Raw genomic sequence first — 20736 nt, 5'->3', positions numbered from 1 at the left:
TCAGTGACCGATCACGCCTGTATTCGGCTGTGAACGCCGCTCCCAAAATATTGCGAGCAGAAATGCCATTGCACACACGAGCAGCACGACGATCAACGCAGCGGGCGCGATCGCATGCATCAACGCGCCTGTGATGATTGGACCGCCGAAACTGGCAACACTCCACGATGCACCGACAAGCGCGCTCGCCGAGACGAGCGCCGCGCCACGAAAGCGCTCGCCGCAAGCCACGAGCGATAGCGTATAAATGCTTCCCGCCGCCGCACCAATGACAAACAAAAGCGGCCAGCACAGCCAAGCAATCGATACCGCCCACGGCAGCAACGGCAACAGGCCGATGACAACCAGCGCCGCGCCGATATGCACACGCACGCGTCCCACGCGATCGGCGAGCCAGCCAATTGGGAACTGCATCAGCGTATCGCCCAGCAGGACTGCCGAGCCGAATAGCAGCGCCAGATTTTCCGGGACACCCTTCGACATCGCGAACAACGGCATGAGAGACAGTGCGAGGGTATCGAAGAGCGCGAAGAACGCTGTGCCAATCAAAATGGCTGGCATCAGCGGCACGACATTGCGCCATGCTCCGCGGTTGCTTTCAGCAGCATGAAATCCGCCGCCCGATGCGTGCGCGGGCGGTCCCGCACGTACGAGCGCGAGGGCCGGCAGCGCAAATAAAAACACCGCACCGCATACGATGAATCGCGTCGCGTGCCACTCGCCAATCACGCTCACCATGACCGGACCTGCCATCTGGAAGGCAGTGAAATTGGTCGCGTAGACCGCGACGAGACGGCCGCGATTGGTGTCGTCGGCGAGTTCGTTTACCCACGCTTCGCCGATGGTGAAGAGCAACATGAGCACCGCGCCGCTCACCACGCGCAGGACCGCCCAAAGCCACAAATGCGCGGTGAACTGCATGAGTACGGTGGCTGCAGCGACGCTCAATGCGGCGCCCATGATGATCTGGCGCGCGCTGAACCGGCCCGTGATGCGGCCGACCACGGGTATCACGAGCAAGCCGCCGCCTGCTTGCATGGCCGTCATCAGTCCGACGACGTCGGTGCCGTAGCCGGCATTCGTCAGCGCAAGTGCCGTAAGAGGCAAGGTTGCGCCAAGGCCCAGACCGACCACGGCGACGCTTAATATGAGCCCGAGGAAATCGCGCGAGAGAATTATTTTCATCGACCGTCGTGCAGCGGTTGTGAAGCAAGTGGCCAGCGGAAGCCGAGCATTTTACCAAAGGGGTATGCGGGTTCTTCAGATAGTCTCTCGCGCCTTGCAATCGGCGCAGAACACGATCCGCTATACGATTAACACGCGATACCAGCCCAGGTGTGGCGAAGTTGTTAAGATCGTCTGTCAGTTCCTGTTGCGCGACCACTAACGACCTCGAAGAACCATCAGGAGAGTTGAATGGAAAAGACCGAACTCACCGACATCTACCGGGCCTACATTGCATGTTTGAACAACCAGGACTGGCCGCATCTCGGACAGTTCGTTCATGAAGATGCGTCCCATAACGGCAAGCGCTTGGGCGTGAGCGGATATCGCGAGATGCTCGAAAAAGATTTCGATGAAATCCCCGACCTTCATTTCAACATTCAATTACTGACCGCCGACCCGCCTTTCATCGCGAGCCGCCTTGCCTTCGCGTGTACACCGAAGGGAACGTTTCTTGGTCTTCCGGTGAACGGCGAGGCGGTAACGTTCGCGGAGAACGTCTTCTATCAGTTTCGGGAAGGGAAAATCGTGGAGGTCTGGTCGGTGATCGACAAGGCGGCTATTGAGGCGCAACTACAGCGCAAGACCTCTTAAGCCGCGAGATAACCCCCATCCACAGGCACGATCGCTGCGGTCATGAACGACGCAGCGGGTGTGCATAAAAACGCGACGACTTGCGCAACTTCCTCAGGGGCGCCCCAGCGTTTCATTGGCGTGCGCTCCAGAATTGCCTGTGAGCGGCCCGTATCTTCCTGTAGCGCCTGCGTCAAAGGCGTGGCGATCCAGCCCGGCGCCACCGCGTTCACGCGAATGCCGTCGGCAGCGTAGGCAATCGCGAGCGACTTCGTCAATTGCGAAATCGCGCCCTTGCTTGCGCTATAGGCGGGTACGAGTCCGCCACCGAAGAAGCTCAACATGGAAGCGGTATTCACAATGCATCCCGACGACGCCTTGAGCAATTCACGCGCGCCGGAACAAACACGCATGGTGCCGTTCAGGTTGATATCGACGACATCTTCGAACACATCGACTTCGTGTTCGGCGCCACGCCGAATCACGCCCGCGCAATTCACGACAATATCGAGCCGGTCGAATTCCTTCAGCGCAGCATTGACGTTTGCGGTCGAGCGCACGTCGAGCGTAAGCTTGCGCACCGCGGCGTCCAATACGTCAGGCGTTTCCGTTGCAAGCGGCAAGCCGGCCGCTACAACATGCGCGCCCAGCTGCGAAAGATGATTCGCGATCGCCGCGCCAATGCCGGTCAGGCCGCCGGTGACGAGCGCCACCTTGCCTTCGAGCAAGTTATTCTTGAAAGTCATGTTCGGTCCTGAAAATTAAAATCACGACGGCTGTGTTTCGATCGCAGCGGGCAGCGTTTCAGGCGTAACCTCTTTCACCACGAACAAGTACACCAGCGCGGCGGCGAAGGCGACTGCTGCGCTGATCAGCAGCGCGTTGACGAACGAATGCGTCTGGTCGACCACGATACCGGTGATGATCGGCGCGAACGAGCCGCCGAGATATCCGCCAAAGTTTTGCATGCTGCCCAGTGAGGCGACCAGATGACGAGGTGCGGCGACGCTGACGAGCGCCCATGCCGTGCCGCTCGACATGTTGACGAAGAACATGGCGAACGAGATATAGACAATGGCAAGCGTGGTGCTCGGCGTATAAGCTGCGGGCACCGTGAAGGCGGCGGCGCCCACGAGCCCGATGCACAGCGGCCACTTGCGGCTGCGAATGGGCGCCATGCCGCGCTTGAGCAGATGGTCCGCAATATAGCCGCTCGATACCATGCCGATAGTCCCGAAAACATAAGGTATCGATACAAGCCAGCCTGTATGCGCAATGCTGAGATGACGTTCGTTTTCGAGGTAACCCGGCAGCCATGTGAGATACAGCCACACCATATAAATCACGCCCATGAAGCCGAAGACCATGCCCCACGTATTGCGCAACTTGAACAGGTTGCCCCACTCGGCGAGGCTCACGCCCTTGGCGCGCGGCTCGACCTTATGGTCCGATTCCAGATAAGCAATCTCCGATTCGTCGAGCGCCACTTCATCGCGGTTCCGATATTGAACGTACCAGCCAATCGACACCAAAATGCCGAGCGCGCCCATGATGATGAACATGGTTCGCCATCCGAAGGAAAGCATCAGCACGGTTAGCAGCGGTGGTGCGATCATCGGCGCAATGGTCGATGAAGCAACGAAAGTGCCGGTTGGCCGCCCGCGCTCATGCACGGCGAACCATTCGTTGACGACCTTCGCGCCGGCCGGGAACAAGGGCGCTTCCGAGACCCCCAGGACAATCCGCGCTACGAGAAAATGATTGAGTGTCTGGATGAAGCCGCCTGCAAGTTGCGCGACAGACCAAACCAGCATGCCGAGTCCCAGCATTGCCCGCGAACCGAATCGGTCAAGCAGGGCACCTACTGGAAGCTGCGCGAACGCGTACGCGAGCGAAAATGCGGACAACAGCAAACCCATTTGCGAAGCCGAGAGATGCAACTCCTGGCTCACTGAGTGATTCGCTATGGAAAGGGTGGAACGGTCCAGATAATTGACGATACCCGCAATGGTCAGGAAGGTGACGGCGATGACCTGCGTGCGCTTGAGGCGCGAAGATTTTTGTAGCATGTGCTTGTCTCCTGCATGGAATTGTCGTGAGCAATGACTGCTTTCTTATTGGCGCATGATGCGCGTTCGCCCCACGGTCAGTAGGTCGCGCGTCCTCCGGAAAGATCGAAGGTCGCGCCTGTGTTGAAGGTGCATGAATCCGAACATAACCAGAGCGCGAGGGCGGCTACTTCCTGAGTTGTACCGAGCCGGCCCATCGGGCTTTTATCGATCATGGTTTGAACGTGGGACGCGGCCATCTGCTTGAGCAAGGGCGTTTCCACTGCGGCCGGTGCGATGCCGTTCACCAGAATGCCGGTCTGCGCCAGTTCCTTGCCGAGGGACTTCGTCATTGCAATGACTCCCGCTTTTGCCGCGCTATAAGCCGATGCGTTCGCCGTGCCTTCCTTGCCCGCCAGCGACGCAATGTTGACGATACGCCCACTCTGCGCTCGGCGCATGGCCGGCAGCACGATGCGGCAGATATGATAAGTGCCGAGCAGGTTGACTTCGATCACGCGTTGCCATTCTTCGGGATCGCATTCATCGAGAGGCTGTGTGGAACCTGCAAAGCCCGCGTTGTTCACGAGATAGTCGATGCGGCCGTACTCGTGGATGGTCGCGGCAAGCGCGGCTTCAATGGAAGCAGGGTCCGTGACATCGACTGGAAAATGCACGGGTGCGTCCGGAGTATCCATGTCTCCTGCTATCCGGTCCCAGTTCACCGCCGATGCACCGTTCTTGCTGAACGCATCGCAGATCGCCCGGCCGATCCCTCCGGCCGCGCCTGTCACGACTGCCACGCGTTCGGTAAAGTCGTAGCGCGCAGATGAAGAACGCGGGTTCATCGAATGAACTGGTCCACGTAATCTTCGCCCAGGCCCACGGATGCATAGTGTTTGCGGCACATCTCGATCTTGGTGAAGACGTCTTCGTAGCCCGTGTAGTTACCGTATGGATCACAATAGAACATCACACCGTTCACCTGAAAATACGTGATCATTTCCTCGACGTCTTCAGGCACATACAAGGTATGGGTCTCGCCGGGCGGTTCGTAGACGTAGCTTCCTTCTGTCGCGGTCCATTCATGCTCGAGGTATTTCCATCGTCCCTTCAATACGAATCCATGAACGCCTTGCGGATGACGATGCCGGCTCAGGACGCCCGACTTTCGCACGCGCAGCAGGTTCATCCAGTAACCTTGCGAGGCGTTGAGGCAAAGCGGCCGGAACGACACATTCTCGGCTTGCGGGACCCACACGCGCTCATCGGTTGGAATGGCGAACGGCACGACCACTTCCTTCTGTGCGTCCTTGGGGAAGGGCAACTGATAAGGCATGGTGGCGGGATATGTATTGGCAGTATCTGGCATGAGCGACCTTTTATCTTTATCCATAATATGGACGTACGTCCACAATGTGATTAATTATCAAAGATTTTGAGATATCCAGTCAATCCTGGGTAATCACTTAGATTTCTTGACAATAGTCTTATATGCCCATAATAATAAGATCCATGTCCTTCGCTTTGATCACACTGCACCGTGTCCAACTTTCCAATAAACCCCGGCATTTGCAATAACACCGCACTGCGCAAAGCCGCGCGTCGGCTGACGCGGTTTTACGATGCGTGCATGGCGGAAACCGGCTTGCGAGCCACGCAGTACACCATTCTCAGCTTTCTCGCCGCAAAAGGTCCGATCACCATGGCCGCGCTCGCCGACTTATTGTCGATGGACCGCGCAACCATGGGTCATAACTTGCGTCCGCTTGAACGCGACGGACTCGTGACCATTGAAGTCGGGCGCGAAGACCGGCGTGAGCGCGAGGTAGCGTTATCGCGGCTCGGGGTGAAGACAGAGGCGCAAAGCAAACCGTTGTGGCTGAAGGCGCAAGCTCACTTCGAGCAGGAATTCGGCAAGGAAGACGCATTGGCAATGCGGCGCGTGATGGCTCGAATCGCCGTGCTGGAGTTGACCGCCGATCAGGAAATCAGTTGATTTAAAGTCTCGGGCAAACGTATCAAGCTCGGGAAACACGCAATTCCACGCACCATGCGGCGAGAGCGTCCCCGTGTTCTCGCCGCAAAAAAATCCCTTATACGGGCATATGAGACCATCGTGATGAAAACCGAATTTCGCCGTTTGCGTCGTATTCTTGTGGCTGCACTTTCGTTTTCGATGCTGACTGCCATCGGGTTTGCGAATCCCGCGGCGGCCTCGGTCACCGCGAGCGATATACAGGCAGTCCGCGACTTGTTCCTGCGCCAGTCTGCGGCCGAAACAGCCCATGACATCGACGCGCTCGAAGGCATGTTCGCGAAGGCTGCGCCGGGAGAGGCGGACCCGGTATCGTTCGTGGCGCGGGCATACCGGTTCTGGGGCAGAGACGCGGTCACCGATCACTTCCGCAAGACCTTTGACGGCACTTGGCGCCTCGAGCCCGATGAGAGCGCCATCCGCATCATTCCGCTCAATAACGACACCGTACAAGTCTACGCGCCCACGCGCGTCACGCTTGGTGCTGCGGGCCAGCCGCCCAAGACAGCAACCTTCCTGATCAACGAGTTCGCGATCCGGACGCCGGCTGGCTGGAAAATATCGGCGGTCATTCCCGTACCGGCGGAGTGAGAGGAGAAGCATATGAGACTCCATAACCTGCTCGTCACGCTGTTTTTTGCCGCTGCTGCCGTGACCGGCTGCGCTACCGTGCCATCGCACACGTTCGACGATAACGACAGGCAAGCAGTGAAGGACGTTTTCCTCCGGCAGGCAGCGGCTGCGACCGCGCATGACATCGTCGCATTCGAGGGTGTGTTTGCTTCGCCGCCGACGGGGCAGCCTGATCCCATAGTATTCGTCGCACGTGCCTATCAGTTCTGGGGCAAGCCGGCGCTTATCGATCACTTCAAGGAGACGTTCAAAGGCGTGTGGAAGTTCGAGCCGGACGTCGCGAGCATCAGGATCGTGCCGCTGACCAGCGATGTGGCGCAGCTTTACGCCAATACGCAGATCACGTTAGGCGCCTCGGAAGACAAGGCGAAGACCGTACCGTTCCTGGTCTATGAAGTCGTGGTGAGGACGCCGGAAGGCTGGCGCATCGCATCGATAGTGCCAATCGTGGCGCAGTAGGTCCACCCGTGAACCAAAACGTGACTAGATAGCCTGATCATGTTCGTCGAGCATGCGTCCGAAGCCGGTCGGCACGATCACGAGGGGGCGCGCTGCCGTGTCGTGGTTGTCGGCCAGTGCGAACGCCTCCGAAATGATGGCGTCGACGTCCTGACGCATCATGGTGACATCGAAGGGGAGGTGTGCGGCGAACGGGTCCCAGTCGAAGCATCCGAATACCGACGACTGCCATGCATCACGAGGTAACTGCGATGCAAACTGAACCAGCCCTTCGAACGCGGTGATCGAGTTCATCAGCAAACCCGCAGGAAGGCGGCCGAGCCGCTCGACGCGGCGAGCGAGCGTACGCCGGGTATCGGATGCGCTATAGCCGCAGCACTCCACGGCGTCGGCCGCTGGCGTCAGATTGCGTGCCGCGAACGCCTCGCGAAATCCGTCTATGCGCTTTTCTGTCGCGTACTCATTCGCGATACCCCCGAGAAACACCAACTCATCGGCTGGGGCTCCGCGTGCCTGCATCTTGTTAATAAGGGCATCGGTAAGGGCGCGAGCGCCGCCGTGGTTATCGGAGACAACGGACGGCGCGTCCGCACCCGGCAAGTCCACATTGATGCACGGAACACCAGCTGCCGCGCACAGCGCATTGAGCGGCGAAGGGTCTTGCACGCCCGTTATGAAAAGGACTTCGACGCGCTGCGAAAGCAGCGTTTCCGTGACGCTGGATTCCACTGCCGGATCGCGCTGGGTGCTCACGACGATAGGGCACAAGCCGCGGCTTCTCGCCTGATCTTCGAAAGTCTCGGCCAGCCCCGCGAAAAAGCGGTTCCGGTAATGCGGAAGGATCATGCCGGCCAGCCCTGAGCGGGACAGCCGCAGACCACGCGCGGCCATGTTCACGGCGTAGCCGAGTTGCTGCGCGCTTTCGAGAATGCGGTTCGCCGTCTCTTCCTTGATTCGATACCGCGCCCAGGTTCCGTTGAGGACCATGCTCACCGCCGCCACCGACGTACCGGTTGCCTTGGATATGTCGTAGATGGTGGATTTGCGTGCGGTGACAGTGCGGGCCATCGGAGTTTCCATGTCGATTTGATCCGTTTGCAGCAGAAGGCTGACGCGCTTCGCCCGCCAGCCATATTAGGGTATCCGAGAATTGCTCCGTTCGCTGAATGGATTCAGCATCGTTTCAATAGGTTGCTAAATGGATTCAGCAAATTTCGAGATTAATGGCGAAACCACCCGGTCCGTTCACTGCGCGACCGCTACCCGAGGAGTTGAGCAATGAACAAGTTAGGCGTTCACGCATTGGTCTGGGCCGGCGATCTCACGCCGGAATCGACCCGCAAGGTCATCAGCCAGACCAAGGCGGCCGGGTTCGATCTCGTCGAACTATCGCTTCATGGACCCAAGGTCATGGACTTGTCGCTCACGCGTGACTTGCTGCAGGAGCACGGCCTGGAGATCGGCTGTTCCCGAGGTCTCACTTTCGACGCAGATGTATCGAGCGACGACCCGGCAGCGGTTGCGCGCGGCCTTGCGTTGCTGGAAGAAGGCGTGAGCATCACCGCTGAACTCGGCGGCAACTATTTCGGCGGCATTCTGTATGGTGCAATGGCGAAATACTCCGCGCCGATCACGCCGCAAGGCCGGCGCCACGCAGTGGACTCGCTCAAGCGCATCGCCGATTTCGCATTGAAGAAAGGCGTGACGCTCGGCCTCGAAGTCGTGAACCGCTATGAAAGCAATCTGCTTAACACGGCTTCGCAAGCGCTCGACATGCTCGACGAGGTCGACGCCCCCAACGTTGTGGTGCACCTCGATACCTATCACATGAACATCGAGGAATCGGATTTCATGCAGCCGGTGCTGGCGTGCGGCAAGCGGCTGGGCTATGTTCATATCGGCGAAAGCAATCGTGGTTATCTCGGCTCGGGTACTATCGACTTCGCGCAGTTTTTCCACGCGCTTGCCATGATCGACTACAAGGGCGTCGTGACGTTCGAAAGCTTTTCATCGACCGTTGTGAACGAGCAGTTGTCGAACGCGCTGGCGATCTGGCGCAACCTGTGGGAAGACAGCATGGATCTCGCTACGCACGCGCGGGCGTTCATGGCCGGCGGCATCAATGCAGCCGCGAAAGCGAAGGCGCATCACTAAACAAGGCGTTTTACTGCGACTATTCCTGGATGGAGTCGATGATCGAAGACCGCTTTATGGAACGGCTGCAGCAACTTGTTGCGAGCGGCCAGCGCAGCATACTCGGTCTGGCGGGTGCGCCGGGCGCGGGTAAATCGACGCTGGCGCAAGCCATTCTCGATGCTTTCCCGGGCCGCGCCGTAGTAGTGCCAATGGACGGGTTCCACCTGGCGAACGTTGAACTCGAACGACTCGGCCGCGCTTCGCGCAAGGGCGCGGAAGATACCTTCGACAGCGCCGGTTTTGTCGCGTTGCTAAGCCGGATTCGCGCGCAGCGTGAAGGCGAGATCATTTACGCTCCCGCGTTTCGCCGCGAGATCGAGGAGCCTATCGCCGGCGCAATTCCCGTCCTGGCCGATGTGCCGCTCGTGATTACAGAAGGTAATTACTTGCTTTTGCAACGTGGTCACTGGAACTCCGTTCGATCGTTGCTCGATGAAGCCTGGTACGTGGACGTCGATCCGCAGTTGCGTGTTCAGCGGCTGGTCGCGCGTCACATTCACTTTGGCCGCAGTGAAGATGCTGCAAGAACCTGGGTGCAGCAAACCGATGAGGTCAACGCGGCGCTCATCGAATTGACACGCGCGCGCGCCGATCTCGTTTTTGAGTGGCCTGTGTAAAAGGCGCGCAGCATCAGACGGCTTGGAGCTTTTCCAAAAGCTTCAAGCCTTCGGCCCACTCGCCCAGACCGCTTAGCGCGTTGAGATGCCCGCGCGCGCCGGCGTCGATCCATTCGCTGCCCCACGCGGCGGCGCATGCTTGCGCATGATCCTCGCTGCCATAAGGGTCGTTGCTGCTCGACACCACAACGGAAGGAAATGCCAGCCTCGTCAAAGGCAAAGGCGCAAACACCTCCAACTTGGGAAAGGCCGATGTTTCAGGGTCGGGCACGGCGACGAACAGCGCGCCACGCACCCGGGCGCCCGTGCGTGCCGCCCAATGCGCAACCGCGAGGCATCCCAGACTATGCGTCACGACCACGGTGTCGGTTGGACGCGGGCCGATCTGCTGGTCTATCGCGGAGACCCAGTCGTCGCATTCAACACGATCCCAATCATCGACGACCAGACGCCGCCATTGCGGATGCGCGTCATGCCACAAGCTTTGCCAATGTTCCGGACCCGAATTGCCGATTCCGGGCACGATAAAAACAGCTTCCGTCATAGCCAATTTTCTCTTGAGTTGGGCTGCGGGTAATGCGGGTACGTGATTGCGTTCCCCGCATGGACGATTTGAACATCTTTCGAGGAATAAATGCTTCCCCCTGGAAGTTACTTAACGAAACCACCGGCGCCAAACACTCCACTCACGGATAAATGACATGACCACGACGCGATCTGGCAGGGTGCTGATCACCACGGCTGTTAAGTCGAAGGGCTTCAACGTCCGCGGCCGCGCCGCAGCTCGTCGTTCAGTCGGCTGATTTCAACGTCCAGTCCGACATGAATATCGACAAGCTGCAGTACGACATTCCGGGCATGAACTGAGCGCGTCTCTTGATGCCCGTTTCAGATCGACTTGACCTCTCCGCCGTCCATCCTCAACGTCGAGCCAGTCATCCAGTGCGCTCCGGGCGACACGATAAATTGGTCGTCGGTCATATCGAAGAGATCGATTTGCGGCACGGCGCCCGCGATGTTGAGCAACGCGTCGATCTGGCCGAACGCCGAAAGTGTCCTGTCGACGACGTCCTGCGCCGCTTCGGGGTGAGACAAATCAACGTCGATGACCAGCGATTCTGCGTTCGCGTTTTTAACGTCGGCCGCTGTCTGGTCGAGTTTTTCGCGGTTACGCGCGACCAGCACGATCGATGAAAAATCCCGCGCCAATCTGATGGCCGTCGCGCGGCCGATACCCTGGCTCGCGCCCGTGACGATGGCTACTTTCCTGGACATGTCGTGTCTCCTCAAGCTTTGGTATTCAGGAATCCGGCGATGGCCGAGGCAATTTCCGAGGCATGTGTTTCGAGCGCGAAATGCCCGGTATCGAAGAAACGCACGACTGCATCCGGGATGTCGCGCTTGAACGCCTCGGCGCCCGGCGGCAAAAAGAACGGATCGTTCCTTCCCCAAACGGCAAGAAAACGTGGGCGATGCGTGCGGAAATATTCCTGGAACGCGGGGTACAACGCGACATTGTTCTTATAGTCGCCGAACAGATCGAGCTGGATTTCATCGGCGCCGGGACGGCTCAAATAGAAATCGTCGAGCGAATAACCATCGGGCGATACGAGCGTCGTGTCCTGTACTCCGTGCGTGTATTGCCAGTAGGTTGTATCGTGCGTGAGCATTGCGCGCAGCGCTTCACGATTCGCACTCGAAGAATCCTGCCAATAGGCGCGAATCGGATTCCAGCCTACACTCAAGCCTTCTTCATAAGCGTTGCCGTTCTGCGAGATGATCGCGGTGATTCGTTCAGGATGACTGAGCGCCAGACGGAAACCCGTTGGCGCGCCATAGTCGAACACGTACATTGCAAAGCGATCGAAGCCGACGACTTCGGTAAACCTTCCAATGACCTTGGCGATATTCTCGAACGTGTACGTGAAGGCATCGCGGCCCGGCATGTCGGATTGCCCGAAGCCCGGCAGATCCGGCGCGATGATATGAAACTGTTCGGCGAGTTTTGGAATCAGGTCACGGAACATGTGGCCTGAGCTCGGGAAACCATGGAGGAGCAGCAGCTTCGGCGCGCCTGAAAGACCCGCTTCGCGATAGAACACCTTGAAGCCGTCTACGTCGGCGGAACGGTAGGTAATGGCGGACATGAGTTTTCTTCCTTATTAAGTTAGTGAGCGGCAACTGCGCGAGCCGCTTCGATGATCACGCTGGTCACGGCATCCGGCGATGTCACATGGCGTCGCCGGAGGCATGTTTTTGGTAACCTCCTTGTTGCTTATTTAAAGGTTACTAATTTAGTATGTAACTTGTCAAGATGAGTTTTAGAGGTTACGATTTCATCATCGTCAATTTGGAAGCGCATGAAAGATGGATTACCGTCAAATACCACCGATGTTTGTGGCCGACGCACCAGGCCTCGATTTTCTGAACTCGGTCGCAACGCCGGTGGATGAACAGGTCGACTGGATTATCGATGGCGAAGGCTTCTTGTCCTGGTTGCAACAGGCCGGGTTTGCGCCGCCGGAAGCAATCGCAGCGATCCGCAATCGCGCCACGGTTGCCGAACTCGACAGCCTTGCGGCGAAGGCACGCGATCTGAGGGAATGGTTCAGGGCATTTGCGCAGAAGAGGAGGGGTCGACCGCTGGCCGCGAAGGATCTTCGCGAACTCGAACCGCTGAATAAATTGCTCGAACGCGATCAGCAGCATCAGCTAATCGTCAAGCATTCATCCGATGGCGTCACGCGCTTCGAACTTCACGCGGTTCGACGTTGGGATTCACCGGAATCGCTCTTGATGCCAATAGCCGAAGCACTGGCGAAGCTCGTATGCGAAGAAGACTTCAACTACGTTAAGGCGTGCGAAGGCCCGACGTGCACGCTGATGTTCGCGGACCACACGCGCGGTCACGCTCGCCGATGGTGCAGCATGGCGGCTTGCGGCAACCGCGCAAAGGTGGCAGCGCACCGCAAGCGCGTCAAGGATCTTGAGGCTGGAGGACGTTGAGGTTTTAAGCGTGTATCGGCGTACGATTCATTCAGGAGCGTGAGATGAAACATATCAAGGCGATCGCATTCGATCTTTACGGCACCCTGTTCGACGTTCATTCGGTCATCGATCAGTGTGAGAAGCGGTTTCCGGGCCGGGGCCGCGAAGTCAGTACGCTATGGCGGCAAAAGCAACTGGAATACACGTGGCTGCGAAGCCTGATGAACCGATACGTGACTTTCGAACAAGCGACCGAAGATGCGTTGCGCTATACGTGCAGGCATCTGGGACTTGCGCTCGATGAGCCGGGCAGCACCGTTCTTTGCGATGCCTACTTGCGTCTGCAATCGTTCCCGGAAGTGCCCGCCGCGCTGCGCGAACTCAGGAATCGCGGACTGAAGCTGGCGGTGCTGTCGAACGGTTCGCCGCATTCGATTGGTTCGGTAGTGGGTAACGCCGGCCTTCGCGATGAATTCAATCATCTGATCAGCGTCGATCCGGTACGGGTCTTTAAACCGCATGATCGTGCGTACGGGTTGGCCGAGGAGGCCTTTGGGTTGGCGCGGACGTCGATTCTGTTCGTGTCGTCGAACGGGTGGGATGCAACGGGCGCGCGTTATTTCGGATTCCCGACGTGCTGGATCAATCGCGGCGGCAACGTGTTTGAGGAAATGGGGCAGACGCCGGATTGGGAGTTGCGTGGGGTTGATGAAATCGTGCGGTTGTTCGATTCTGCCGAAGGGAACGCGCCTTCAGCTTGAGAAGAGGCAGGCCGGCTTCTGCTTGATTCCACGAGCAAGAACCGGCCATCCCCTTCATTGCTTCCCAAGGCTGTGATAGTACGCTGCAAGATTTGCAATGTCCGTATCGGACAGCGGTTTGGCCATCATCGTCATCATCTCGTTCTGGCGCGCGCCGGATTTGAAATCGTTCAGCGCCTTGACCAGATATTCCTCCGTTTGTCCGGCGAGATTAGGCGCGTCGGGTATCTTCGCAAGGCCGTCGATGCCATGACACGCCTGGCATTGCACGGCCTTCGCGCGGCCGGCCTGGACGTCGCCGGCGAATGACGTCTCTGGCAGCCAGACCGCGGCCAATACCAACGCCGCGATGATCGTCGTCGATGATTTCTTCATTTTCCGCCCGTGTATGAGATTCGATAGATCGCGCCGGCGAAGTCATCGGAGACGAGCAGCGAGCCGTCCTGCAACTGCTGCACGTCTACCGGACGGCCCATGTATTCGCCGGACGGCGTGAGCCAGCCTTCGGCAAACACTTCCGTCTCGCCCGCCGTTCCGTCGTCCTTGACCGGTGTGAACATGATGCGCGCGCCGATGGGCTTCGTGCGGTTCCACGAGCCGTGCTGGGCATCGAATATGCCGCCCTGATACTTCGCCGGGAACATCTTGCCGGTGTAGAACGACATGCCGAGGTCCGCTGCGTGCGCCGCCATCTCCACCTGCGGGAACACGACGCCCGCAGGGGGTGTCGCGTCCTTGTATTCAACCGTGCGGACCTTGCCACCGCCGTACCACGGAAAGCCGAAGTTTTCGCCTGCTTTCGTCGCGCGATTGAGTTCGCCGGGTGGAATATCGTCGCCCATTCCGTCGACCTGATTGTCCGTGAACCACAGCGTCTTGTCTTTCGGATTGAAGTCGAGGCCAACGGAGTTACGTACGCCATGCGCATAGTTCTCACGGTTCTTGCCATCCTGATCCATGCGGATGATGCCTGCAAGACCGTTCTTGTCGAGCTCGGCGAGCTTGTCTTTCGCGGGTACGTTCCACGGCTGGCCGAGCGTGATGTACAACTTCTTGTCCGGCCCGATACGGCAGGTGCGCGCGCCGTGGTTGAAGCTTTCGAACTGCGTCGGGATCAGCTTGCCTTGCGGCACGACGACGGCCGCCGCGACATCGCTGCCGCCTTCACCGAAAAACTGCGCCGCGGGGAACGCAAGCACGCGATTCTGTTCGATGACATACAGCACGCCATCGGGAGAAAAGCACACGCCGTTGGGCACCTTGAAGGTCACTGAACTCGCGAAGGCGACGACATCGTCCGCAACCCGGCGCTTGGTGCGGTCCGTCACTTGCCAGACGCGCGCCTTGCGCGTTCCAACGAAGACGACGCCCGTAGAAGGCTCGATTGCCATGTGACGCGCTTCGGGCACTACTGCGTACAACTCGATCTTGAAGCCCGGTGGCAACTTGATCGCCTTCAGATTGTCGCGCAGCGCATCGGCTCGCTGGCCCGTCTGCGCCACGGTTTCGGCAGGTATGGTATTGCCCGTTTGCTGGAAGTTCGAAAGCGTGTTGACGTTGTCCTGCGCCGCCTGGGCGCACGGCAAGCCGGCGAGCATTGCACCAACGGCAACAGGCAAAAGCTTGAGCGCTGCGTTCATCTGTTTGTCTCCTGAGATGTTGCTTCGTTTTTAGTGACTGCAACTGCGGAAAAACCGTGATGCGCGATGCTGCCTCAATGGGCAATGCTCGCGCTAAGCGACGCCCGGCGCGCGCAAGCGTGATCCTGTGGATTGCATTGGAGAATTTGGCGCACGCGGAACCGGTCCGCTTTTCTTATGGTGCGGAGATGCGTCCGCTAGCTTAGGCGGTTGCCGGAGAGAAGCGCTGCATAAACGGGAGGTCTTGTTCATTGCTTCCTCGCAGTGCATTCGATTCCAGACAGTGGGCGACATGGAGCGCCACTAAAAGGCTGGCGGCCACCTGCCTTTAACGGAACGGCTTGAGTGTCTTGTATAGACCGTCGGCGAATGCAGGTCAAGAATGAGTTCTCCGGTCGCGTAATGCACCCAAACGTCGCTCTTAGTGTTTTCCCTGCTCGTCGTAATACAAATGTAATTCATATGGGAATTTATCTCAATGCTTTCCTTGTCGGCTATTTTCCGGATTCGAATGGCAACCGGTTGACGCCATCCGCGACGTTTTGCGGACTCCGAAGCACGTGCTCGGGTTAGCTCATAGGCAATGCTCAGCTAGGTCATGTGCAGTGAAAACGTCGTTGAATTCAATCGAATGCAGGTAATACGGATTCCAAACTATCGACGAGAATCTCAAGATGATTAATTTCCGCAAGCCGCCACGAGGCGCGCTTCTCGACGAAAAAACCATCCTTGCTTGGCGCGATTCGAAAATGGCAAAACTGCCAGCTTCGCAATGATCTGACTATGTACACTCCGCCAGTCAGTATTTTCATCGATGGGAGTGCGGACGGTCGCTGCAGATTTGTTTTCGTTTGTGTACATTCCCGCATTCGTCCATGTTGCTGAAGTAGACGCCTTTGACGGTGCTTTGATTTCAGTTTGCCTTTCTCGCTAAAACTTTCGAAAGGCATACGAAAACCACAATTTCCGCTCGACTGACATTTATGGTGCTCGAGATTTCCGCTAGGTCGAATCCAAGACCAATATGGTTCGCTTGTAGCTGTGCCGTCTGCCGTCATGACGAAAACCATCCCACCCGGCGTACTTTCCGGGCCATGCGAATGAATGCGGCCGCATGTCGCCGATCGCCGCGCGCGGCGGCTTCACGGCGCGCGCCGGCGCAACCTCAAGTCCTGGAATTCCCATGCTTGCCCTAGTACGTATCGCTCTGCGGCGGCCATACACGTTTGTCGTCCTGGCGATCCTGATCCTGATCATTGGTCCGCTTTCGGCGCTGCGCACGCCGACCGATATCTTTCCCGATATCCGCATTCCCGTGATCAGCGTCGTATGGCAGTACACGGGCTTGCCGCCCGATCAAATGGTTGGACGAATCACGTCGCCGTTCGAGCGGTCCTTGACTACGACGGTGAACGACATCCAGCATATCGAAGCTGAATCGGTGAATGGCTTTGGGATCATCAAGATCTTCTTCCAGCCGGGCGTCAACATCAGCAATGCGAACGCGCAGGTTACCGCCGTTTCGCAGACGCAGTTGCGCCAGTTGCCACCGGGAACCACGCCGCCGCTGATCCTGAACTACAACGCATCGACGGTGCCGATCATCCAGCTCGCGCTATCAGGCAACGGACTGTCGGAGCAGAACCTTGCCGATCTTGGGCTGAACCAATTGCGTCCGGCGCTCGTTACGGTTGCCGGTGCGTCGATTCCTTTCCCGTTCGGCGGCAAGACGCGTCAGGTCCAGATCGACATCAATCCGGCGGCCTTGCAAGCGCGCGGGCTGTCCGCGCAAGACGTCTCGAATGCGCTCGCGAGCCAGAACTTGCTGACGCCTATTGGTACGGAGAAGATCGGCGATCACGAATACACGCTGCAGCTGAACAACGCGCCGTCCGCAATCAAGGCGCTCGGCGACCTGCCGATCAAGGCGGTCAACGGCACGACCGTTTATATCCACGATGTCGCCAATGTCCGCGACGGCAGTCCGCCGCAGACTAACATCGTGCACGTGGACGGCAAGCGCTCGGTGCTGATGTCGATACTCAAGAACGGTTCGGTCTCCACGCTCGGGATCATCGACGGCATCAAGCAGCATGTGATCGATGCGAAACCTTCATTGCCCAACGCGCTGCAGATTGCGCCTATTGGCGACCAGTCGCTGTTCGTGCGCGCGGCCATAAGCGGCGTGGCGCGTGAAGGCGTGATCGCGGCGGCGCTGACCAGCCTGATGATCCTGCTGTTCCTAGGAAGCTGGCGCTCGACGGTGATCATCGCGACCTCGATTCCGCTCGCCATTCTGGGTTCGATCGCGGCGCTCTCCGCGCTCGGCGAGACGCTCAACATCATGACGCTCGGCGGCCTGGCGCTCGCGGTGGGGATTCTCGTCGATGACGCGACGGTGACCATCGAAAATATCAACTGGCATCTGGAGCAGGGCAAGCAGGTTGAAGAGGCCATTCTCGATGGCGCCGCGCAGATCGTCACGCCGGCGTTCGTGGCGCTGTTGTGCATCTGCATTGTGTTCGTACCGATGTTCTTTCTGAACGGCGTTGCGCGATTCCTGTTCGTGCCCATGGCCGAAGCCGTGATCTTCGCGATGATCTCGTCGTTTATCTTGTCGCGTACGCTCGTGCCGACAATGGCGAAGTACTTGCTGCATCCGCATGACCTCAGCGAAGATGCGCACGATAAGAAACGTCCGGGACCACTCGGACGCTTCCAGCAAGGCTTCGAGCGGCGTTTTGAAAAGGTGCGGGCGGGATATCACGGCTTGCTCGAACTTGCGCTGAATCATCGCGCGCCATTCGTGAGTTGCTTCCTTGGGTTCGTGCTGATCTCGTTCGCGCTCGTGCCTTTGCTTGGCCGCAACTTTTTCCCGTCGGTGGACGCGGGGCAAATCTTGTTGCACGTGCGCGCGCCGGTTGGAGTGCGGGTCGAGAAGACAGCGCAGATCTTCGCTGACGTTGAAGCGTCGATCCGGCAGATCATTCCGCCCAATGAACTCAGCACCGTGGTCGATAACATCGGCTTGCCGGTAAGCGGTATCAACCTTGCATACAACAACACGGGGACCATCGGCTCGCAAGACGGCGATATCCAGATCGCGCTGAACGAAGACCATCATCCGACGGATGACTACGTGCGGCAGATGCGCGAGAAACTGCCGCGTCTTTATCCGGGCGTGACGTTCTCGTTTCCGCCCGCGGACATCATCAGCCAGATCCTGAATTTCGGTTCGCCCGCGCCGGTCGACCTGCAGGTTCGTGGCAACAATCTCCCTGCGAACTTCGCCTATGCAAACCGCCTGTTGCGCGACATCCGCCGAATCCCCGGCGTGGTAGATGCACGTATCCAGCAAGCGCAAAACTCACCGACTTTCAACGTGGATGTGGACCGAACGCGCGCGCAATTGCTCGGCATCAACGAACGCGATGTGACGAACAGCCTCGTGGTGAATCTTGCCGGATCGAGCCAGGTTGCGCCGACGTTCTGGCTGAACAATGCGAACGGTGTTTCGTACCCGATCGTGATGCAGACGCCGCAATACAGCCTCGACTCGCTTGCGTCACTGCAGAACTTGCCGATCACATCGAATCTGCAAAGCAGCGGGCAGATTCTCGGCGGCCTGGCGACCGTCCAGCGCACCAACACCAACGCTGTCGTGAGCCAGTACAACATCCAGCCAATGGTCGAGATATTCGCTACGACACAAGATCGCGATCTTGGCGCGGTTGCATCGGACATTCAGCGCGTCGTGCAAAACAATGCGGGTACCTTGCCGAAGGGGTCGTCAGTTGCTCTGCTTGGTCAGGTGCAGACCATGAACAGCGCGTTCGCCGGCATGCTGTTCGGGTTACTCGGCGCGGTCGTGCTGATTTATCTGATCGTGGTGGTCAACTTCCAGTCGTGGGCTGATCCGTTCGTGATCGTCACCGCATTGCCCGCGGCGCTCGCGGGCATCATCTGGATGCTGTTTGCCACGCACACCACGCTGTCGGTGCCGGCGCTGACGGGCGCGATCATGTGCATGGGCGTGGCGACAGCGAACTCCATTCTCGTGGTCAGTTTCTGCCGCGAGCGCCTAGCCGTTCATGGCGACCCGTTCAAGGCTGCACTCGAAGCCGGCTTCACCCGTTTCCGGCCGGTGCTGATGACCGCGCTCTCCATGATCATCGGCATGGCGCCGATGGCACTCGCGCTGGGCGAGGGCGGCGAACAGAATGCACCGCTTGGCCGCGCCGTGATCGGCGGCCTGATTTTCGCAACCACCGCGTCATTGCTTCTTGTCCCGGTGATCTTCTGCATCATTCACTCGCGCCCTGGCCGCGCGATTGCCCCGACACCCGTTACGGGAGGTCCTGCTCATGTCGTCTGAACCCGCTGTCCCCAACGTCAACAACGCGCCCGTGCCGCGTCGGCGACTCGTCGTAATCGGCGTGGTGGGCGTTGCCGTTGCGTTGATCGTCGTTGCGGCGGGCGTTGCGCTGCGCGTGGTCGATGCCCGCAATCTCAAGACCTGGACGGCCGCGCAAACCGTCCCGACGGTGACGGTGATCCATCCGGTCAGCGCGGCGAACGGGCCGACGCTCGACTTGCCGTCGCACCTCGAAGCGTATTCGCGTGCGCCGCTTTTCGCGCGTGTCAGCGGTTATCTGAAGTCGTGGAGCGTGGACATCGGCACGCCCGTGAAAGCCGGTCAACTGCTTGCGGTGATCGAATCGCCCGAGCTTGACCAGCAGTTGCTGCAGGCGCGTGCGGACCTTGCGAGCGCCCAGGCAAATGCCGCGCTCGCGGGTACGACTGCGAAACGCTGGCAGGCCCTGCTCGGCTCGGACTCGGTCGCGCAACAGGAAGTCGATGAACGCACCGGCGACTATACCGCGAAGAAAGCCACGGTCGCGGCCGCGCAGGCCAATGTGGACCGCTTGCTGGCGACCAAGGGATTCGAGCGCATCATCGCGCCGTTCGACGGCGTCGTCACCGCGCGCGATACGGACGTAGGGGCGCTGATCAACGCGGGCAGCGGCGGTACTGGACAGGAGCTGTTCGTGGTCTCCGACGTCAAGAAGCTGCGTGTGTATGTGCAAGTGCCGCAGAGCTACGCGCCCGATGTCCGCAGCGGCACGACGGCAACGCTCACCGTGCCGGAATATCCGGGCCAGCATTTCACGGCGCGCGTGATTGCATCGGCGGATTCGGTGAATGTGGCGTCCGGCACTACGCTGGTTCAATTACTGGTCGATAACACCGACGGCAAGCTCTTGCCCGGCGGCTTCGCGAGTCTCCAATTCAAGCTGCCGGTGCAACAAAACGCGGTGCGCGTACCCGCCAGTTCGCTCGTGTTCGACGCACGCGGCCTGATGGTCGCGACGCTCGGCGCGAACGGCGAGGTCGTGTTCAAGAAGGTGACGATCAATCGCGATTTCGGCGACTCGGTGGAAGTCGGTTCGGGACTCGTCGCCTCAGACCGGGTAATCGATACACCGCCTGACGGTCTTGTCGATGGTGATCGCGTACAGGTCGCAAGCGCCGCCAAGAAGGTGCCCGCAAATGGCTAGG

Annotated in this window: 21 protein-coding genes; 10 read left to right on the top strand and 11 right to left on the bottom strand. The window is 59.0% G+C overall.

The window, feature by feature from the left end; translation table 11 throughout:
- The gene (locus tag HB633_RS03185; protein ID WP_213776634.1) at positions 1–1185 is read right to left on the bottom strand and encodes an MFS transporter; all 1185 of its coding nucleotides are present in this window, start codon (positions 1183–1185) and stop codon (positions 1–3) included.
- Positions 1186–1416: 231 nt separating this feature from the next.
- On the opposite strand from HB633_RS03185, the gene HB633_RS03180 reads away from it, so the two are divergent.
- Entirely contained in the window at positions 1417–1818 is a 402-nt protein-coding gene (locus HB633_RS03180) for an ester cyclase (protein WP_213776633.1), read from the top strand.
- Here HB633_RS03180 and HB633_RS03175 read toward each other — a convergent pair.
- The 4 genes from HB633_RS03175 to HB633_RS03160 form a co-directional block, all read right to left on the bottom strand.
- Positions 1815–2543: an SDR family oxidoreductase gene (locus tag HB633_RS03175; RefSeq protein ID WP_213776632.1), complete on the bottom strand. Its 729-nt coding sequence runs from the start codon at positions 2541–2543 to the stop codon at positions 1815–1817. The genes HB633_RS03180 and HB633_RS03175 overlap by 4 nt on opposite strands.
- Before the next feature lie 21 nt (positions 2544–2564).
- Positions 2565–3866 (bottom strand): MFS transporter, encoded by a 1302-nt coding sequence (locus HB633_RS03170; RefSeq protein ID WP_213776631.1) that lies wholly within the window; start codon positions 3864–3866, stop codon positions 2565–2567.
- A gap of 77 nt (positions 3867–3943) precedes the next feature.
- Positions 3944–4693 carry an SDR family NAD(P)-dependent oxidoreductase gene (locus tag HB633_RS03165; protein WP_213776630.1) on the bottom strand — a complete coding sequence of 250 codons (750 nt, stop codon included), beginning with the start codon at positions 4691–4693 and terminating at the stop codon, positions 3944–3946.
- Positions 4690–5217, bottom strand: coding sequence for a 2,4'-dihydroxyacetophenone dioxygenase family protein (locus HB633_RS03160; RefSeq protein ID WP_213776629.1), 528 nt, complete (start codon positions 5215–5217; stop codon positions 4690–4692). Before HB633_RS03160 ends, HB633_RS03165 begins: the two co-directional genes overlap by 4 nt.
- 261 nt (positions 5218–5478) lie before the next feature.
- On the opposite strand from HB633_RS03160, the gene HB633_RS03155 reads away from it, so the two are divergent.
- The 3 genes from HB633_RS03155 to HB633_RS03145 all read left to right on the top strand — a co-directional run bounded on the left by HB633_RS03155 (position 5479) and on the right by HB633_RS03145 (position 6975).
- Positions 5479–5844: a MarR family transcriptional regulator gene (locus tag HB633_RS03155; protein ID WP_213776628.1), complete on the top strand. Its 366-nt coding sequence runs from the start codon at positions 5479–5481 to the stop codon at positions 5842–5844.
- A gap of 123 nt (positions 5845–5967) precedes the next feature.
- Positions 5968–6474, top strand: coding sequence for a nuclear transport factor 2 family protein (locus HB633_RS03150; protein ID WP_213776627.1), 507 nt, complete (start codon positions 5968–5970; stop codon positions 6472–6474).
- 12 nt (positions 6475–6486) lie between these two features.
- Entirely contained in the window at positions 6487–6975 is a 489-nt protein-coding gene (locus tag HB633_RS03145; RefSeq protein ID WP_255580723.1) for a nuclear transport factor 2 family protein, read from the top strand.
- Positions 6976–6999: 24 nt separating this feature from the next.
- Here the strand turns inward: HB633_RS03145 and HB633_RS03140 are convergent, their stop codons facing one another.
- The gene (locus HB633_RS03140) at positions 7000–8043 is read right to left on the bottom strand and encodes a LacI family DNA-binding transcriptional regulator (protein WP_213776626.1); all 1044 of its coding nucleotides are present in this window, start codon (positions 8041–8043) and stop codon (positions 7000–7002) included.
- A gap of 210 nt (positions 8044–8253) precedes the next feature.
- On the opposite strand from HB633_RS03140, the gene HB633_RS03135 reads away from it, so the two are divergent.
- Positions 8254–9129, top strand: a complete 876-nt coding sequence (locus HB633_RS03135; RefSeq protein WP_213776625.1) for a sugar phosphate isomerase/epimerase family protein — start codon at positions 8254–8256, stop codon at positions 9127–9129.
- Between the two features lie 38 nt (positions 9130–9167).
- Positions 9168–9788, top strand: a complete 621-nt coding sequence (locus HB633_RS03130; protein WP_213776624.1) for a nucleoside/nucleotide kinase family protein — start codon at positions 9168–9170, stop codon at positions 9786–9788.
- A gap of 13 nt (positions 9789–9801) precedes the next feature.
- Here HB633_RS03130 and HB633_RS03125 read toward each other — a convergent pair whose 3' ends face one another.
- From HB633_RS03125 to HB633_RS03115, 3 genes are all read right to left on the bottom strand, one after another.
- Positions 9802–10332: an alpha/beta hydrolase gene (locus HB633_RS03125; protein WP_213776623.1), complete on the bottom strand. Its 531-nt coding sequence runs from the start codon at positions 10330–10332 to the stop codon at positions 9802–9804.
- A 344-nt stretch (positions 10333–10676) separates the two neighbouring features.
- On the bottom strand, positions 10677–11063 hold the full coding sequence (locus HB633_RS03120) for an SDR family NAD(P)-dependent oxidoreductase (protein ID WP_213776622.1): 387 nt from the start codon (positions 11061–11063) through the stop codon (positions 10677–10679).
- 11 nt (positions 11064–11074) lie between these two features.
- On the bottom strand, positions 11075–11935 hold the full coding sequence (locus tag HB633_RS03115; RefSeq protein ID WP_213776621.1) for an alpha/beta hydrolase: 861 nt from the start codon (positions 11933–11935) through the stop codon (positions 11075–11077).
- Between the two features lie 220 nt (positions 11936–12155).
- Here HB633_RS03115 and HB633_RS03110 point away from each other — a divergent pair, with 220 nt between their 5' ends.
- Positions 12156–12794: an ABATE domain-containing protein gene (locus HB633_RS03110; RefSeq protein ID WP_213776620.1), complete on the top strand. Its 639-nt coding sequence runs from the start codon at positions 12156–12158 to the stop codon at positions 12792–12794.
- Between the two features lie 44 nt (positions 12795–12838).
- On the top strand, positions 12839–13537 hold the full coding sequence (locus HB633_RS03105; RefSeq protein WP_213776619.1) for a haloacid dehalogenase type II: 699 nt from the start codon (positions 12839–12841) through the stop codon (positions 13535–13537).
- Between the two features lie 54 nt (positions 13538–13591).
- Here HB633_RS03105 and HB633_RS03100 read toward each other — a convergent pair whose 3' ends face one another.
- Positions 13592–13912: a cytochrome c gene (locus tag HB633_RS03100; RefSeq protein WP_213776618.1), complete on the bottom strand. Its 321-nt coding sequence runs from the start codon at positions 13910–13912 to the stop codon at positions 13592–13594.
- On the bottom strand, positions 13909–15177 hold the full coding sequence (locus HB633_RS03095) for a PQQ-dependent sugar dehydrogenase (protein WP_213776617.1): 1269 nt from the start codon (positions 15175–15177) through the stop codon (positions 13909–13911). Before HB633_RS03095 ends, HB633_RS03100 begins: the two co-directional genes overlap by 4 nt.
- A gap of 1183 nt (positions 15178–16360) precedes the next feature.
- Here HB633_RS03095 and HB633_RS03090 point away from each other — a divergent pair.
- Both HB633_RS03090 and HB633_RS03085 read left to right on the top strand, forming a co-directional pair.
- Positions 16361–19552, top strand: coding sequence for an efflux RND transporter permease subunit (locus HB633_RS03090; RefSeq protein WP_213777163.1), 3192 nt, complete (start codon positions 16361–16363; stop codon positions 19550–19552).
- Positions 19542–20735 (top strand): efflux RND transporter periplasmic adaptor subunit, encoded by a 1194-nt coding sequence (locus tag HB633_RS03085; protein WP_213776616.1) that lies wholly within the window; start codon positions 19542–19544, stop codon positions 20733–20735. Before HB633_RS03090 ends, HB633_RS03085 begins: the two co-directional genes overlap by 11 nt.
- The last annotated feature ends 1 nt before the right edge of the window (position 20736 follow it).

This window comes from Caballeronia sp. dw_276 (assembly GCF_018449635.1).
Taxonomy (GTDB): domain Bacteria; phylum Pseudomonadota; class Gammaproteobacteria; order Burkholderiales; family Burkholderiaceae; genus Caballeronia.
The sequence above is the reverse complement of the archived record's forward strand: the minus strand, read 5'-3'. Positions and strand labels throughout refer to the sequence as shown.

Coding starts and splice junctions, on each gene's coding strand:
- HB633_RS03100 (WP_213776618.1), bottom strand. CDS start 13,912: ATGAAGAAATCATCGACGACGATCATCGCGGCGTTGGTATTGGCCGCG.
- HB633_RS03145 (WP_255580723.1), top strand. CDS start 6,487: ATGAGACTCCATAACCTGCTCGTCACGCTGTTTTTTGCCGCTGCTGCC.
- HB633_RS03115 (WP_213776621.1), bottom strand. CDS start 11,935: ATGTCCGCCATTACCTACCGTTCCGCCGACGTAGACGGCTTCAAGGTG.
- HB633_RS03090 (WP_213777163.1), top strand. CDS start 16,361: ATGCTTGCCCTAGTACGTATCGCTCTGCGGCGGCCATACACGTTTGTC.
- HB633_RS03170 (WP_213776631.1), bottom strand. CDS start 3,866: ATGCTACAAAAATCTTCGCGCCTCAAGCGCACGCAGGTCATCGCCGTC.
- HB633_RS03185 (WP_213776634.1), bottom strand. CDS start 1,185: ATGAAAATAATTCTCTCGCGCGATTTCCTCGGGCTCATATTAAGCGTC.
- HB633_RS03085 (WP_213776616.1), top strand. CDS start 19,542: ATGTCGTCTGAACCCGCTGTCCCCAACGTCAACAACGCGCCCGTGCCG.
- HB633_RS03105 (WP_213776619.1), top strand. CDS start 12,839: ATGAAACATATCAAGGCGATCGCATTCGATCTTTACGGCACCCTGTTC.
- HB633_RS03150 (WP_213776627.1), top strand. CDS start 5,968: ATGAAAACCGAATTTCGCCGTTTGCGTCGTATTCTTGTGGCTGCACTT.
- HB633_RS03180 (WP_213776633.1), top strand. CDS start 1,417: ATGGAAAAGACCGAACTCACCGACATCTACCGGGCCTACATTGCATGT.
- HB633_RS03175 (WP_213776632.1), bottom strand. CDS start 2,543: ATGACTTTCAAGAATAACTTGCTCGAAGGCAAGGTGGCGCTCGTCACC.
- HB633_RS03135 (WP_213776625.1), top strand. CDS start 8,254: ATGAACAAGTTAGGCGTTCACGCATTGGTCTGGGCCGGCGATCTCACG.
- HB633_RS03165 (WP_213776630.1), bottom strand. CDS start 4,693: ATGAACCCGCGTTCTTCATCTGCGCGCTACGACTTTACCGAACGCGTG.
- HB633_RS03125 (WP_213776623.1), bottom strand. CDS start 10,332: ATGACGGAAGCTGTTTTTATCGTGCCCGGAATCGGCAATTCGGGTCCG.
- HB633_RS03130 (WP_213776624.1), top strand. CDS start 9,168: ATGATCGAAGACCGCTTTATGGAACGGCTGCAGCAACTTGTTGCGAGC.
- HB633_RS03155 (WP_213776628.1), top strand. CDS start 5,479: ATGGCGGAAACCGGCTTGCGAGCCACGCAGTACACCATTCTCAGCTTT.
- HB633_RS03120 (WP_213776622.1), bottom strand. CDS start 11,063: ATGTCCAGGAAAGTAGCCATCGTCACGGGCGCGAGCCAGGGTATCGGC.
- HB633_RS03110 (WP_213776620.1), top strand. CDS start 12,156: ATGGATTACCGTCAAATACCACCGATGTTTGTGGCCGACGCACCAGGC.
- HB633_RS03140 (WP_213776626.1), bottom strand. CDS start 8,043: ATGGCCCGCACTGTCACCGCACGCAAATCCACCATCTACGACATATCC.
- HB633_RS03160 (WP_213776629.1), bottom strand. CDS start 5,217: ATGCCAGATACTGCCAATACATATCCCGCCACCATGCCTTATCAGTTG.
- HB633_RS03095 (WP_213776617.1), bottom strand. CDS start 15,177: ATGAACGCAGCGCTCAAGCTTTTGCCTGTTGCCGTTGGTGCAATGCTC.